Below are 14,460 nucleotides of genomic sequence, written 5' to 3'. Positions count from 1 at the left end.
GGAATAGGGCGCGCTCATCATTTGGCAGCACCCTTCTTCGCTTCGATCGCAGGGGCCAGCCCGGCCGCCCAGCGGGTAATGTCACCCGCGCCGAGGCACACGACGATATCGCCCGGCTCGACGATATCGGCCAGCACGCTTGCCAGTTCATCCGCGCCGGAAACCTCGGCGGCGGAACGGTGCCCGCGTGCCTTGATCCCGCTCACCAGAACCTTGCTGTCCACGCCTTCGATGGGGCTTTCGCCCGCCGGATAGACCGGCGCGGCAAAGACCATGTCGGCATCGTTGAAGCAGGTCTGGAATTCTTCCATCAGGTCGCGCAGGCGGGTGAAGCGGTGCGGCTGGACCACAGCGATCACGCGGTTCTGCGTCGCCTCGCGCGCGGCGGACAGCACGGCTTTGATTTCCACCGGATGGTGCGCATAATCGTCGATGATCGTGGTGCCGCCCGTCTCGCCCACCTTGGTGAAGCGGCGGCGCACACCGCCGAACTTGGCGAAACCATTGCGGATCACATCGTCCGGGCAGCCCATTTCCACGGCCACGGCAATCGCCGCGAGCGCGTTCTGCACGTTGTGGCGGCCCGGCATGGGCAGCTTCACGCCTTCGATCCGGCGATCTTCCTGCCCGCGCTGGCGGATCACTGCATCGAACACATTGCCGCCGCCTTCGGGGCGAACATTCACGCCGCACACATCGGCCTGCAGCGAGAAGCCATAAGTCACCACGCGCCTGTCGCGCACGAGACCGACCACGGACTGAACTTCGGGATGATCGATGCACAGAACCGCGGCGCCATAGAACGGCACGTTCTCGATGAACTCGACGAAGGCCTTCTTCACCGCATCGAACGAGCCGTAATGGTCGAGATGTTCCGGATCGATATTGGTGACGACGGCAATCGTACCGTCGAGCCGCAGGAAGGAACCGTCGCTTTCGTCGGCTTCCACCACCATCCAGTCGCTGTCGCCAAGGCGCGCGTTGGAGCCATAGCTTTCGATGATGCCGCCATTGATCACGGTGGGATCAACCCCGCCCGCATCGAGCAGAGTGGCGATCATGCTGGTGGTGGTCGTCTTGCCATGCGTGCCGGCCACGGCGACCGTGTTCTTCAGCCGCATAAGCTCGGCCAGCATTTCCGCGCGGCGGACCACGGGAATGCGATGTTCCAGCGCGGCGGCCACTTCCGGATTGGTGCGGCGCACGGCAGTGGACGTCACCACCACGGCGGCATCGCCAAGGTTTTCCGCCGCATGGCCGATCATTACCTTGATCCCGCGCGCGCGCAGCCGTTCCACCGAAGGCCCTTCGGCAATGTCCGAACCCTGAACTGCGTAGCCCAGGTTCTTCATCACTTCGGCAATGCCGGACATGCCGATGCCGCCGATGCCGACGAAGTGGATCGTCCCGATATCGGTGCCCACCCCCTTCATTGTGCAGTCTCCCGTGCGAGAGCCTCGCGGCCATTGGCCTGCACTTCCCCGCCATTCACGCGGATCACGTCCATCAGCGGCGCACCGCCGAAGCTTTCGACCAGATCGGCAAGATCCCTTGCCGCATTGGGGCGGCCGCAATTCCATGCGGCATGGGCTGCGTTGGCCAGCCCCTTCGGATTTTCGGCGAGCGCCAGGATCTGACGGCAAATATCCTTGGCCAGCTTCTGCAACACGTCGGACTGTTCCTTGCGCAACTGATTGCCTTCTTCGCCCATGCCCGACGTATCCTTGACCGTGGAACCGGGCTGGCGGATCATGCGAGCACCCCCCGCTTTCACCATTTCGCGGGTATTGGCGGCCTGATGGTCATCCGTGGCAATTGGCAGCGGGATCAGGATCGCGGGGCGCCCTACGGCTGTCAGTTCTGCAATCGTAGATGCCCCTGCCCGCCCGATGAACAGATGGGCATCGGCCAGGCGAATATGCATGTCTTCGAAATAGGTGCCCAATTCCGCCGGAATGCCATGGCCCGCGTAACGCTGGCGCACAGCCTCGATGTCTTCGGGACGGCATTGCTGCGTCACTTGAAGTCGCGCGCGCAAGGCAGGCGGGAGCATCGCGAGACCATCGGGCACAACATCCGACAAGATACGCGCACCCTGACTTCCGCCAGTGACGAGCACCCGCAGCAATCCGTCTTCCGTCAGCGCCGGGAAAGGTTCGTCACGCAAAACCAGAACTTCGGCGCGCACCGGATTGCCGACGAGATGCGCCTTGCCCTCGTATTTTTCCTTCAGTCGCTCGACATGAGGATAGGCCGTGGCAATCGCATCCACCTTGCCCGCCAGCAGCCGGTTGACCCGGCCAAGCACGGCGTTCTGTTCATGGATCACAGTGGGGATGCGGGCGGACGTTGCAGCCAGCAGCGCAGGCAGCGCCGGATAACCGCCGAAGCCGATCACTGCCGAAGGCTCGAAGGCGTCGAACAGGCGCAGGGCCATCTGGCGCCCTTGCCATACGGCACGCGCGCCGCCGATCCACTTGAGCGGGTTCTTGCCGAACCGCCCGGCGGGCAGCACATGGGCCGTCAGGAATTCGGGCTTGCCCGGAATGGCCGCGCCGCGTTCATCCGTGATCAGGGCGACATGATGCCCACGCCGCTCAAGCTCGGTAGCGAGCGCGAAAGCCGGGATCAGATGTCCGCCCGTTCCTCCGGCGGCGAGTACGTAATGTTTCGAAGCGGAGCTCAATGCCGCCCTCCCTTGTCCCGGTCCTCTTTGGCGAGCGCCGCCATGAGATCGAACCGGTCCCGGCTGAGATAGGGGTTGCGCCGCGTCAAGGCCAGCATCAGCCCGACAGTTAGGCACAGGGCAATTGTGGAAGAACCGCCGTAGCTCACCAAGGGCAAGGTCATGCCCTTGGAGGGGAAGAGCTGGAGGTTCACCAGAATATTGATGAAGGCCTGCCCGCCGATCAGCGCAATGAGGCCCGATGCCGAAAGGATCGTGAACAGGTCTTCCTCGTTCACCAGCCGCACCAGCACGCGGGCGATGATCGCCAGATAGACCAGCACCACCAATGCACAGATCAGCAGGCCGAATTCTTCTCCGATGACGGAGAAGATATAGTCCGTATGCGCTTCAGGCAGGGAAAGCTTGCGCGTGCCCAGCCACATGCCGCTGCCCGTCCAGCCGCCGGCCATCAGCGTGCGCCGGGCAAGGTCCACCTGGTCATAGGCCGTGCCGCCGCCAAGGAAGGCATCAATGCGGTGGCGGGCGTTGTCGTAAAGCAGATAGGTCGCGCCGATTCCCACAATGCCTGCGCCCATCAGCGCGCCGATACGGCGCATGTCGATGCCCGAAAGCAGCACCAGCACGCCCCAGCAGCCGACATAGAGGATTGCGGAACCGAAATCGGGCTGCGCCATCAGCAGGCCGACGATCAGCGCCATCAGGCCCGTGGCGATGGAAATTACCGGCAGGCGCGGATCGCGCACTCGCCACGACAGAATCCATGCCATGGTGATCGCATAGGCCGGCTTGAGGAATTCGGACGGTTGCAGGCTGATGCCGAAGCGCAGCCAGCGCTTGGCGCCGTTTACTTCAGACCCCACGAAGGGCACCAGGACAAGGCCCACCAGCATCGCCGCGCACAGCACAATGGCGCCGCGCCGTGCCCAGTCCTTGGGCGCCATGGAAACGCCCAGCATGGTCAGGATGCCCAGGAACTGCCAGCGCAGGTGCAGCCAGTAGAAATAGAGATCGTCCAGCTTCACTGCCGAAGTCGACAGGCGCCGCGCACTGGCAGGCGATGCGGCGGCCACGGCCACTGTGCCGATGGCCATCAGCAGCAGCACCATCACCAGCAGAACCCGGTCAATCTCTCTCCACCAGATGCGCAACTGGCTGCGCTTGTCGAGCCGCCTGCGCGAAGCCTGCGCACCGCGTTCACCCATCCGGGGAACATAAGGTTGCGACAAGCTGGGTGTGTGGGAAAGGCCGGGCACTGCGGTCACGGCGCGACACCCCCATCCGTCAGGCAGCTGACGATTTCGCGGAAGGCGTCGCCGCGCAGTTCATAGTCACGGAACTGATCGAAGCTGGCGCAGGCGGGGGAGAACAGGATCACGTCGCCCGGCTTGGCGGCGGCCATGGCGCGGCTGACCGCCTCCGCCATCATTTCGCAGCGTTCGACATGCGTGACCGGATCGAGGATTTCCGCAAAGCGCGGCCCGGCTTCCCCGATAGTATAGGCGGCGGCCACATTGCCGAAATAACGCTCGCACTCGCCCAAATCGTCACCCTTGGGCAGGCCGCCCAGAATCCAGTGAATGCGCTTTTCCGGGTTTGGCGGAAAGGCCGCGAGCGCCGGGGCGGCAGAAGCGGGATTGGTGGCCTTGCTGTCATTGATGAACAGCACGCCGCGATATTCGCCCAGCCGCTCCATCCGGTGCGGCAGCCCCCGGAAGGTGGCGAGGCCGGCCAGCACCTGATTGCGCGTGACGCCCAGTTCTTCCACCAGCGCGGCGGCAGTGGCCGCGTTTTCCAGATTATGCGGCCCTTGCAGGGAGGGCCACTCAGCCTGATGCGGCAGGAGCGCGGCCTTGTCCACGCAGGCCACGCGGCCCGCCGGGCGGCGGCTGCGCTCAGCCTCATAGATCGCGCGGGTGGGTGCATCGTCGCAGCCGAAGACGGCGAACTGATCGGCATCCTGCATCGCGAAGAGCCGCGCCTTGGAGGCAGCGTAAGCCTCGAACCCGGCATAGCGATCGAGATGATCTGGCGTGATATTGGTCAGCGCCGCTGCTTCGCATTTGAGCGAGAAGGTCAGATCGATCTGATAGCTGGACAGTTCCAGCACATAGACCCCGCCCGCCTCCAGCGGTTCTTCCGCCAGGATCGGCAGGCCGATATTGCCGCCCATGCGCGCGGGGATGCCCGCGCTGTCGAGCAGATGGCGCACCAGCGCAGTGGTGGTGGACTTGCCGTTAGTGCCGGTGATGCCCACCACGCGGTGAGGCGGCAGGTCGGCCCGGGCGAGCGCGAAGAGTTCGATGTCACCGATCAGCGGAACGCCTGCCTCGCGGGCGCGCTGGGCAATCGGGTGAACATTGATCGGCACGCCGGGGGATACGACCACGCCGTCGAAACCCGTCAGGTCGATTTCCAGCGGATCGGCCAGCCGCGCGCGGCCTTCCACGGCGGCGCGGGCATTATCCTGCCGGTCCCACGCGACGACTTCGGCGCCGCTGGCCAGCAGGCATTCGGCCGCAGCAAGCCCGGAACGGGCAAGGCCGAGAATGGCGTAACGCTTGCCGGAGAAGTGGGTTGAGCGGATCACCTGAGCTTGAGCGTTGCGAGGCCCGCCAGCGCGAAGACGATCGAGACGATCCAGAAACGGATCACCACGGTCGATTCCGCCCAGCCAAGCTGTTCGAAATGATGATGGATCGGCGCCATGCGGAACACACGCTTGCCGGTCCGCTTGTAGAAGAACACCTGGATGATGACCGATGCCGTCTCCAGCACGAACAGGCCGCCGATCACCAGCAGCACGATTTCGTGATGGCTGGCCACGGCAATGGTGCCCAGCGCCCCGCCAAGGGCAAGGCTGCCCGTATCGCCCATGAACACGGCGGCAGGCGGTGCGTTGAACCACAGGAAGGCAAGGCCCGCCCCCATGATCCCCGCACAGAAGATCGCCAGTTCGCCCGCGCCCGGCACATGCGGAATGCCCAGATAGGTGGCATAGTCCACGCGGCCCGCGAGGTAACAGATCAGCGAGAATGCCCCCGCCGCAATCACCACCGGCATGGTGGCGAGGCCATCCAGCCCGTCAGTCAGGTTCACCGCATTGCCGAAGCCCACGATCACCGTGGCGGCAAAGACGTAATAGAACGGCCCCAGCGGAATGCTGACGCCGGAAAGGAAGGGGATGTAAAGGTTGGTGCTGATCTGGCTGACGATGATCCAGCTGGCCACTCCTGCCACGAAGAATTCCGCGGCAAGGCGCACCTTGCCCGAAACCCCCTTGTGGCTGCGCTTGGTCACCTTGTCATAATCGTCGAGGAAGCCGATCAGGCCGAAACCCACTGTCACGGCCATGCAGGCCCAGACGAAGGGGCTGGCAAGGTTCATCCACAGCAGCATGGAGAGCATCAGCGAGACGAGGATCATCAGCCCGCCCATGGTGGGCGTGCCGCGCTTGGCGAGGTGGCTCTGCGGGCCGTCCTCGCGGATCGGCTGGCCTTTGCCCTGGCGCACGCGCAGCATGTTGATGAAGCGCGGGCCAATCACCAGCCCGATCAGCAGCGCGGTAATCAGCACCGCGCCGGCGCGAAACGTCTGATAGCGCACGAGATTGGCCGGCCCTTCGAAATCCAGCCATTGTGCGATGAGATACAGCATTAGACTTCCTTGCGACCCTCGGCATTTACGGCCGCGGCGAAGTGAGCAACCACGCGCGCCAGCCCTACCGAATTAGAGCCCTTGACCAGCACCGCGTCGCCCCCCGCCAGCCCGTATTCCTCAAGGGCCGCGATGGCTTCTTCAGGACTACCGCAATGAGCGAAGCGAATCGGCTTGCCAAGCGCGTTTGCCGCCCCTTTCCCCAATTCCAGCGCCAGTGCATCCATTTCCGCACCGACCAGCAGCGCGAAGTCCACATTGGCAGCCGCCAGCGGCTCGGTGAGCTGGGAATGGAAGGCCGGGCCGAAGTCGCCCAGCTCGCGCATCGAACCGAGAACGGCGATCCGGCGCGTGGCGGGCGTCTGCCCCAACTGCGCCAGCGTTGCCCGCATGGAGGCGGGATTGGCGTTGTAGCTTTCGTCGATCAGCAGGGCCTGCCCGCCGGGCACTGCCACCCGGTGGCGTGCGCCCCGGCCCTTGAGGCCGCCCATCTCGGCCAGCGAAAGGCCCGCCGCGCCCAGATCGCCGCCGGCAGCGCGCACGGCCGCCATTACGGCAAGCGAATTGGTCACCCAGTGTTCGCCCGGCTCAGCCACCGTGTAGCACAGGCGGTTGTCGCCCAGATCGGCCGTCACCAGCGATCCGCCATTGGCCTGGGGAATGGCATCGAGCAGGCGCACATCGGCATCGCGTGCCTTGCCGAAGGAGACGACCTTTGCCCCGGCCGCCAGTGCGGCTTCCTTGAGGCGCAGGAAATGCGGGCTGTCCGCCGGGATGACTGCCGTGCCCCCCGCTTCTAGGCCGAGGAAGATTTCCGCCTTGGCCTCGGCAATCGCCTCTTCGCTGCCCAACATCTCGATATGAGCGGGCGCGATGGTGGTGATGACGGCCACATTCGGGCGAACCTGTGCAGTCAGCGCGGCGATTTCGCCCGCATGGTTCATGCCCATTTCAAAGATCGCGAACTTTGCGCGTGCGTTCATTCGCGTGAGGCTGAGCGGGACGCCGACATGGTTGTTATAGCTGCGCACCGAACGATGGGCCGCACCGCGGCTGGCCCGGTCGAGCGCGGCGAAGATAGCTTCCTTCACGCCCGTCTTGCCGACCGATCCGGTGACGCCGATGATGCGGGCGGACACGCGGCTGCGCGCGGCCTGCGCCAATGCGGCCAGTGCGGCAGTGGTATCTTCCACCAGAATATGCGGCCGGTCTATCGGGCGATCCACCACGGCAGCCACCGCGCCATTGGCGAAGGCCTTGTCGAGATAGGCATGGCCGTCGCTCGTCTCACCCTTCAGGGCGAAGAACAGATCGCCGGGCACCACGTCGCGGCTGTCGATCTCGACGCCCGAGACCTGGAATTGCCCGCTGGGCTTGCCGCCCGTGGCGACGGCGATGGACACTGCATCCCACAGGGCCAGCGGCAGCGCATCGGAAGTCTGGGGAAGCCACGTGATCGGGAGAGGAAGGGAAGCCATTACGCCGCGCCTCCCGCAATACCGGCACATTCGCGCGCCACTGTCACGTCGTCGAAGGGAAGGATCTGCATCTCGTCTCCCGCGCCGATGATCTGGCCCTGTTCGTGGCCCTTACCGGCAATCAGCACGATGTCCTTTGGCCCGGCCTGCGCAATGGCCGCAGCAATAGCCGCCCGCCGGTCACCGATTTCCTGCGCATCCGGCGCGCCGGAAAGCACCATGGCGCGGATTGCCGCCGGGTCTTCGCTGCGCGGATTGTCATCCGTTACGATTACCACGTCCGAAGCGCGAGCGGCCACCTTGCCCATTTCCGCACGCTTGCCGGTATCGCGATCCCCGCCCGCGCCGAACACAGTGATAAGCTGGCCTTCGACATGCGGACGCAGGGCCGCAATCGCCGCTTCCAGCGCATCGGGCGTATGGGCGTAATCGACATAGATGGGCGCACCCGCCGCGCTGATCGCCGCGCGTTCCAGCCGCCCGCGCACTGGCTGCAGGCGGGACAGGGCATCGAAGGTTGCCTTCGGATCGCCGCCCGTCGCCAGCACCAGCCCTGCCGAAACCAGCGCATTGGCCGCCTGATAACCGCCGATCAGCGACAGTTTCACTTTCCAGACGGCGCCGGCATATTCCAGTTCCAGTTCCTGCCCCAGTTGGCCCGGAACCCGGCCGGTCAGGCGAATGCCCTCGCCCTTCTCGCCCACGGTCATCAACTTGAGGCCGCGCTGCCGCGCATGGTCTGCCGCGCGGGCCGACCATTCATCGTCGGCCCAGATCACCGCCGCGCCGCCATCTTCGACCACTTCGTCGAACAGGCGCATCTTGGCGGCGAAGTAATCTTCCATCGTGGGGTGGTAGTCGAGGTGATCGCGGCTGAGATTGGTGAAGGCACCCGCCGCCACTTTCAGCCCTTCCACGCGATATTGCGACAATCCGTGGCTGGACGCTTCATAGGCCACATGCGTCACGCCTTCCTGCGCCAGCCCGTGCAGGTTGGACAGGAAAGTGACGATGTCGGGCGTGGTCAGCCCGGTGGAAACGCTCTCGTCCGGGGTGGTCACGCCCAGGGTTCCGATGGAGGCCGCGCGCTGGCCCGCCATGCGCCAGATCTGGCGCGTCATTTCCACCGTGGAAGTCTTGCCGTTGGTCCCCGTCACCGCCACCACCACTTCCGGCACGGGCTGGAAGAACTGCGCGGCAAGGCGGGCAAAGGCGCGGCGCGGTTCGGCATCGGCGATATGCACCGCGCCCTGCACCACTGCTTCGGGACGAGCGACAATGGCAATGGCGCCCGCAGCGATGGCGGCAGGAATGAAATCCTCGCCGTTGAAGCGCGCGCCCCGGAAGGCGCCGAACACCGTGCCCGGCGCGATCTTGCGGTGATCTATGGCAAAGCCCGTCACCGTATCGTCGGGAAGGTTGGAAACGGCGATGCCCGCCGCTTCGGCCAGGCGGGCGAGGTTCATTCCTTCTTCCCACCAACCAGCGGCGCAAGATCGGTCAGGTCGATGTCATGCGTATCGTCGGGCATGACGCCCAGCAGCGGGCCGATGCGCGGCACCAGACGGCCCACGATCGGGGCGGCGTTCCATGCGGCGGTGCGCTGATAGGAACTGGCCGCCGTGCCCTTCGGCTCGTCCAGCATGGCGATGATGACATAACGCGGCCGGTCCATCGGGAAGGCGGCGGCGAAGGTGGAAACTAGCGTGGAGCGCTGATAGCCGCCCGCACCGGGCTTTTCGGCCGAGCCGGTCTTGCCGCCCACGCGGAAGCCGGGCGCATCGGCGTTCTTGCCGGTGCCATAGACCGCGATCATGCGCAGCAGCTGGTTCATGCGCGCGCTGGTGCTGGCCTTGAACACGCGGCGGCCCTTGGCTGCATGGCCGGGTTCAACCTTGTGCAGCGTGGCAGGGCGCCAGATGCCGCCGTTCACCATGGTGGCATAGGCACTGGCCAGATGCAGCGGAGTAACGGCAATGCCGTGGCCATAGCTGACCGTCATGGTCCGCAGCCGGGGCCAGTCGCCCTTGTGCCAGATGGGGAAGCCGCGCGCGGGCAGTTCGATATAGGGCCGCTCATGCATGCCCAGCTCGGTCATATAGCGCTGCAAAGCCTTGCCGCCCAGCTCGTCGGCAACCTGGGCAGTCACGATATTGGAGGAATGGATCAGGGCTTCGGGCACGTTCAGGGTTGCCCCCATAACGTGGCTGTCGCGAATGCGGAAGCCACCCATTTCCAGCGGGCGGGCGGCCTGATAGCGGCGCGAAAGGTCAGTCACCGTTCCCGCGTCGATGGCGGCGGCAACGGTCAGCGGCTTGAAAGTGGAACCCAGTTCATAGACCTGGTTGGTCACGCGGTTGAACATGTTCTTCTCGCCCGCCGCGTCGATCTTGTTCGGATCGAATTCCGGCAGCGATGCCAGCGCCAGCACTTCGCCCGTGTCCACATCCAGCACCAGCCCGGCCGCGCCGACGGCGTCCACTGCCAGCATGCCCCGGCGCAATTCGTCTTCCAGTGCGCCCTGCACCCGGCTGTCGATGGAAAGCATGGCGGGCTTTCCGCGCTGGGCAGGATCGAGCAATTGCTTGTCGAGCACGGATTCCATGCCCACCCGGCCATGTCCGTCGGCCCCGACATAGCCCAGCACGTGGGCGGCCATGGTGCCTTGCGGATAATGCCGGTCCGTCTCACGCGGGACTTCCAGCGCCAGTTCGCCGATTGCCTGAATGCGGTTCGCCTCTTCAGGCAGAACGCGGCGGCGCAGATAGCCGGACTTGCCGCTCGCAAGCCGGCGCGTGAGCCACTTGGCATCCATGTCGGGGAAGATCTTGACCAGTTCGGCCGCCACTTCCGCCGGAGTCTTCACCAGCGGCGATCCGCCATCGCCCAGCGCGGTGGGGTTGAACCACAGCGCATAGGCGGGGAAGGCGCGCGCCAGCGGCACACCGTTGCGATCGGTGATCTCGCCGCGCGGAGGCAGCAGAGCCTCGGCCATGGACGTGCGTGACGGGCCGGGCTGGACCACGCCGATATAGGCAATGCGCATCAGCGCCACGAGGGCAATCAGGCTGAAGATCGCCACTACCCACAAGACACGGAACCGGGCGGTGAAGAGCGAGCGCTGGCGGGTGTTGACCAGTTCGACACGGCCGGTGGTGATTGCCGTGCTGATCGTGAGTGCGTTCACTCCGCCCCCCCTGCAATCGGCCCGATCTCCACGCGCTGGGCCGGACGCATCAGCCGCGCGGAAAGGTTCTCGCGCGCGATAGGCTTGGGCGGATTGTCCCGGGGAACTTCGGCGGCAATGGCCTTGCCGGTGATGGGCGAAACCATCGCCGGGAAGATGCTCTCTTCCGTTTCGACCGGGGCATGGGCCACGGTGATCGGCTCCGGCGCGCCCTTGGCGCGGGGCGTGCCGAACTGGGCGAGCTGACGCTCCCCTTCAAGGAACTGCTTGGCGGTGGGCGCCTGATAGCCGAAATCCACCTCGTTCCAATTGGCCAGCTGCTGCTGGTTGGCGCGGGTTTCAAACTCGGTTTCCAGCATCAGCTTCTGTTCGCGCAGGGCCACGATCCGCCGTTCGGCCTGGCGGACCTCGCTCTTCACCGAATTGACCTTGAGGTGCAGCGCGCCATAGGCGCTGGTGCAGGTCAGCAATACTGCCGCCCAGCCGATTTTCCTCATCCTGCTGCCCATGATGGGTTTACCGGACATCACGCGGCCTCCCTGGCAGGCGCGCCGGTGCGAGTGGCGGCGCGCAAGGTGGCGGAACGCGCGCGCGGATTGCGCGTGGTTTCCGCTTCGGTTGGACGGATCGCCTTGGACAGCGAAGCGAAAGTGGCGGGCGTGCCGTCATTGGCGGCAGGCAGATGGCGCGATGTGCTGGCGGCGGCGCCGGATGCATCGCGCAGGAAACGCTTCACGATACGGTCTTCAAGGCTGTGGAAGCTGACCACAGCGAGCCTTCCGCCGTCCTTCAGCAGCGTTTCAGCGCCCTTCAGCCCCGCTTCAAGCTCGTCCAGTTCCGCATTCACATGGATGCGGATGGCCTGGAAACTGCGGGTTGCCGGGTCTTTCGGCGCACCGGGGCGATGGCCCAGCGCCTTGCGCACCACACGGGCCAGTTCGGCCGTGGTCGTCAGCGGACGCGCGGCCACGATGGCGCGGGCCACCCGGCGGGACTGGCGTTCCTCGCCATAGAGATACAGCACGTCGGCAATCTCGGCCTCGTCCGCCGTATTGAGGAAATCGGCGGCGCTCGGCCCGTCCTGGCTCATGCGCATGTCCAGCGGACCGTCGGAGGCGAAGGCAAAGCCGCGCTCCGACTGGTCGAGCTGCATGGAGGAAACGCCGATGTCCATCACCACGCCGTCCACCTGCGGCACGCCCGCCTCCGCCATGGCCTCGGCCATTTCGGAAAAACGGCGCGGGTGCAGGATCAGGCGCGGCGGATTCTCGCGCGTTTCGGGCCACTGGTTTCCGGCGGCGATGGCATCGGGATCGCGATCGAAGGCATGCACGGTCGCCCCGGCATCGAGCAGGCGGCGAGTGTAACCCCCAGCGCCGAACGTGGCGTCCACGATCACATCGCCGGGACGGGGATCGAGCGCGACGACCACTTCATCGAGCAGCACGGGGATGTGCGGGGCATCGGCTGGCGTGGTGAGGGAAGCGGTCATGCCTTCTTCCCCTTCGTGTTTTCGGCGGCGAGCGCACGGCAAGCGGCCTGCGCGCCTTCCCAGCCTTCACCCATGCGATAGAGTTCTTCGGGGTTCCACAGGGTGAAGAAGGTGCCCGCGCCCTGAAAGAACACGCCGTCGGTCAGGCAGCCCAGGCCGATCAGATGTTCAGGCATGATGAAGCGGCCCGAGGCATCGAAGGGCAGTTCCACAAAGCCGAACAGCTGGATGCGGCGCAGGTCGGGGTCGAAATCGCGGCCCATGCGGATGGCGCGTTCTTCTTCGCGCTCGATCTGGTCTTCAAGCTCCGCGCTGCGCGACAGGCCAAAGCCGGTCAGACAGTTCCAGCGCTCATGCTTGGCGAGGCAGAGTATCTTGCCGTCGCTCGATTCAGCTACCGATTTGCGGAAGGGTGCAGGCAGCACAAAACGGCCCTTCTCGCCCTTCAGCGAGAAGCCCTGACCGCTGTAAATGACCTGCCTGTCCCCTGTCACCAGCCCCATCCCGAATTGGGCGTTGATCCCTCACCATCGGCAAACCACCCCCGCCGGGGGCCGTGCTGATCCACGGCCCGCCCACTCCGCATGGGCGGAATGCAGCGAGAACAGGTTTCCGATGGAAAGATTGTGTAACCCGCACAAAGCGGGGATGGAAGGGAAAATCGCGGGAAATTCGGGGATTAGTATGCAACACACGGAATTAACGTGATTTTCCTCCTTAACAAGACCTTTCAAAGGGCACGATGTTCATCAAATGTTCCATGTAAATTCAAGGGTTTGCGAGCGAATCCCCGAAAAGGGAGAGTCGCTTTCCCGCAAAATCCCCGATTTGGTCAGTCTCGCGCGTAGGCTGCCGCCAACAGGCGGGAAAGCGCGGCTTCCCGCTCGCCCGATCCTGCACCCTCGCTGTCGAGCAGGGCGGCATCGGCCACGATCAGGGCGTGGCCCTGCCCGATAGCGCAATCGGCAGCCAGGCCGCCTTCCAGCAGGCGGCAGGAAGCAGGCGCATCGGGCGCCGTGGCCACCAGCGCGAGCCGCCCGGCCTCATCCACCGGGAACGGCCCGCCCAGCAATTGCGCCTCCCGCTCCCCTTCCGGCTGAGCCTCGTCAATGTCGAGCGAAAGGCCCCAGCGGTTGAGGATCGGGGAAAGCAGCGCCACATCCATCGGCCGCCGCCGGTCGCCCAGGGCAAAGCCTGAATGCTGGGTAAGCAGCGGATCGGCGAACAGCAGCACATGCCCCCCGGCCCGCACCCAATCGTCCAGCGCGACATTCTCTGCCGGAGCCAGAGCGCGCGGCTGGGCAATCAGCATGTCCGCAAACGGCGCCAGCGCTTCGGGCGACAGCACGTCGAGCGGACGCAGATCGCGCCGTTCTTCGATCAGTCCGCGCGCCCAGTGCTTTTCCGCCGCGGGATCGAGCATGGCCGAGATGTCCGCCGCCTCGTTCCAGTAGAGCGGCAAGGTGGTGAACAGGCCCAGCGGAGTTCCCCGAACGGCAGGAGGCCGAGGCGCGAGCAGCCACGCCGCAACGCCCGCGGCAAGCACCACCAGAACGGCGATCAGCGTCTTACGGCTGGGTCTGCGGATCATCGATGCCCTGCGCATCCGTCGGCGCGGGCTTGGCCGAGGCGACCGGATCGGCCGGCAGTTCGGGCACTACGCCGGCATCGGCCAGCGGATCTTTCGCCGGGGCATGCGAAGTCGTCGACGTTGTCGTGGAAACGGCTTCGGGAACGGCGGACAATTCGGATTCATTCGCCCGATCGCGGATGATGTTGGCCAGGCCCACCAGCAGCAGCACCCCGGTCAGCCCGGCAATGCCGATCTGCATCCGCTTGATCGCTTCCGCGCGCGTACGGCTGCGGCTGACGAGCGGGGCATCGTCATCGTCAGCTTCGCGATCGACTGGCGGTTCGCTGTTCATCACCGGCTGTTAGCCCAAGCCGGGCCGCGCTCCAA

13 protein-coding genes are annotated in these 14,460 nt (G+C 65.3%); all 13 read right to left on the bottom strand.

Going from position 1 to position 14,460, the window contains the following annotated elements; all coding sequences use genetic code 11:
• Positions 1 to 17: 17 nt before the first annotated feature.
• On the bottom strand, positions 18 to 1,433 hold the full coding sequence (murC, locus tag SZ64_RS17225; protein ID WP_054531934.1) for a UDP-N-acetylmuramate--L-alanine ligase: 1,416 nt from the start codon (positions 1,431 to 1,433) through the stop codon (positions 18 to 20).
• Positions 1,430 to 2,686: an undecaprenyldiphospho-muramoylpentapeptide beta-N-acetylglucosaminyltransferase gene (murG, locus tag SZ64_RS17220; protein WP_054531933.1), complete on the bottom strand. Its 1,257-nt coding sequence runs from the start codon at positions 2,684 to 2,686 to the stop codon at positions 1,430 to 1,432. The genes murC and murG overlap by 4 nt, the downstream gene beginning before the upstream one ends.
• Positions 2,683 to 3,891: a putative peptidoglycan glycosyltransferase FtsW gene (locus SZ64_RS17215; protein ID WP_054531932.1), complete on the bottom strand. Its 1,209-nt coding sequence runs from the start codon at positions 3,889 to 3,891 to the stop codon at positions 2,683 to 2,685. Before SZ64_RS17215 ends, murG begins: the two co-directional genes overlap by 4 nt.
• Positions 3,892 to 3,947: 56 nt before the next feature.
• Positions 3,948 to 5,276 carry a UDP-N-acetylmuramoyl-L-alanine--D-glutamate ligase gene (gene murD / locus SZ64_RS17210; RefSeq protein ID WP_054531931.1) on the bottom strand — a complete coding sequence of 443 codons (1,329 nt, stop codon included), beginning with the start codon at positions 5,274 to 5,276 and terminating at the stop codon, positions 3,948 to 3,950.
• Positions 5,273 to 6,343: a phospho-N-acetylmuramoyl-pentapeptide-transferase gene (gene mraY / locus SZ64_RS17205; protein ID WP_054531930.1), complete on the bottom strand. Its 1,071-nt coding sequence runs from the start codon at positions 6,341 to 6,343 to the stop codon at positions 5,273 to 5,275. The genes murD and mraY overlap by 4 nt, the downstream gene beginning before the upstream one ends.
• Positions 6,343 to 7,821, bottom strand: a complete 1,479-nt coding sequence (gene murF / locus SZ64_RS17200; RefSeq protein WP_054531929.1) for a UDP-N-acetylmuramoyl-tripeptide--D-alanyl-D-alanine ligase — start codon at positions 7,819 to 7,821, stop codon at positions 6,343 to 6,345. Before murF ends, mraY begins: the two co-directional genes overlap by 1 nt.
• Positions 7,821 to 9,287, bottom strand: a complete 1,467-nt coding sequence (locus SZ64_RS17195; RefSeq protein ID WP_054531928.1) for a UDP-N-acetylmuramoyl-L-alanyl-D-glutamate--2,6-diaminopimelate ligase — start codon at positions 9,285 to 9,287, stop codon at positions 7,821 to 7,823. The genes murF and SZ64_RS17195 overlap by 1 nt, the downstream gene beginning before the upstream one ends.
• Positions 9,284 to 11,008: a penicillin-binding protein 2 gene (locus SZ64_RS17190; RefSeq protein ID WP_054531927.1), complete on the bottom strand. Its 1,725-nt coding sequence runs from the start codon at positions 11,006 to 11,008 to the stop codon at positions 9,284 to 9,286. The genes SZ64_RS17195 and SZ64_RS17190 overlap by 4 nt, the downstream gene beginning before the upstream one ends.
• Positions 11,005 to 11,535 carry a hypothetical protein gene (locus SZ64_RS17185; protein WP_156313676.1) on the bottom strand — a complete coding sequence of 177 codons (531 nt, stop codon included), beginning with the start codon at positions 11,533 to 11,535 and terminating at the stop codon, positions 11,005 to 11,007. The genes SZ64_RS17190 and SZ64_RS17185 overlap by 4 nt, the downstream gene beginning before the upstream one ends.
• Positions 11,535 to 12,500 (bottom strand): 16S rRNA (cytosine(1402)-N(4))-methyltransferase RsmH, encoded by a 966-nt coding sequence (rsmH, locus tag SZ64_RS17180; RefSeq protein WP_054531925.1) that lies wholly within the window; start codon positions 12,498 to 12,500, stop codon positions 11,535 to 11,537. Before rsmH ends, SZ64_RS17185 begins: the two co-directional genes overlap by 1 nt.
• Entirely contained in the window at positions 12,497 to 13,003 is a 507-nt protein-coding gene (locus SZ64_RS17175; RefSeq protein ID WP_054531924.1) for a division/cell wall cluster transcriptional repressor MraZ, read from the bottom strand. Before SZ64_RS17175 ends, rsmH begins: the two co-directional genes overlap by 4 nt.
• Positions 13,004 to 13,332: 329 nt before the next feature.
• Complete coding sequence (locus SZ64_RS17170) at positions 13,333 to 14,091, bottom strand: hypothetical protein (protein WP_054531923.1); 759 nt, start codon at positions 14,089 to 14,091, stop codon at positions 13,333 to 13,335.
• On the bottom strand, positions 14,069 to 14,425 hold the full coding sequence (locus SZ64_RS17165) for a hypothetical protein (RefSeq protein WP_054531922.1): 357 nt from the start codon (positions 14,423 to 14,425) through the stop codon (positions 14,069 to 14,071). Before SZ64_RS17165 ends, SZ64_RS17170 begins: the two co-directional genes overlap by 23 nt.
• Positions 14,426 to 14,460 lie beyond the last annotated feature (35 nt).

Origin of the sequence: Erythrobacter sp. SG61-1L (genome assembly GCF_001305965.1) — a bacterium.
Taxonomy (GTDB): Bacteria; Pseudomonadota; Alphaproteobacteria; order Sphingomonadales; family Sphingomonadaceae; genus Andeanibacterium.
The sequence above is the reverse complement of the archived record's forward strand: the minus strand, read 5'-3'. Positions and strand labels throughout refer to the sequence as shown.

Excerpts from the sequence above, each read along its gene's own strand:
- murC (WP_054531934.1), bottom strand. The coding sequence starts at position 1,433 with ATGAAGGGGGTGGGCACCGATATCGGGACGATCCACTTCGTCGGCATC.
- SZ64_RS17215 (WP_054531932.1), bottom strand. The coding sequence starts at position 3,891 with ATGGGTGAACGCGGTGCGCAGGCTTCGCGCAGGCGGCTCGACAAGCGC.
- mraY (WP_054531930.1), bottom strand. The coding sequence starts at position 6,343 with ATGCTGTATCTCATCGCACAATGGCTGGATTTCGAAGGGCCGGCCAAT.
- murF (WP_054531929.1), bottom strand. The coding sequence starts at position 7,821 with ATGGCTTCCCTTCCTCTCCCGATCACGTGGCTTCCCCAGACTTCCGAT.
- SZ64_RS17195 (WP_054531928.1), bottom strand. The coding sequence starts at position 9,287 with ATGAACCTCGCCCGCCTGGCCGAAGCGGCGGGCATCGCCGTTTCCAAC.
- SZ64_RS17185 (WP_156313676.1), bottom strand. The coding sequence starts at position 11,535 with ATGTCCGGTAAACCCATCATGGGCAGCAGGATGAGGAAAATCGGCTGG.
- rsmH (WP_054531925.1), bottom strand. The coding sequence starts at position 12,500 with ATGACCGCTTCCCTCACCACGCCAGCCGATGCCCCGCACATCCCCGTG.
- SZ64_RS17175 (WP_054531924.1), bottom strand. The coding sequence starts at position 13,003 with ATGGGGCTGGTGACAGGGGACAGGCAGGTCATTTACAGCGGTCAGGGC.
- SZ64_RS17170 (WP_054531923.1), bottom strand. The coding sequence starts at position 14,091 with ATGATCCGCAGACCCAGCCGTAAGACGCTGATCGCCGTTCTGGTGGTG.
- SZ64_RS17165 (WP_054531922.1), bottom strand. The coding sequence starts at position 14,425 with ATGAACAGCGAACCGCCAGTCGATCGCGAAGCTGACGATGACGATGCC.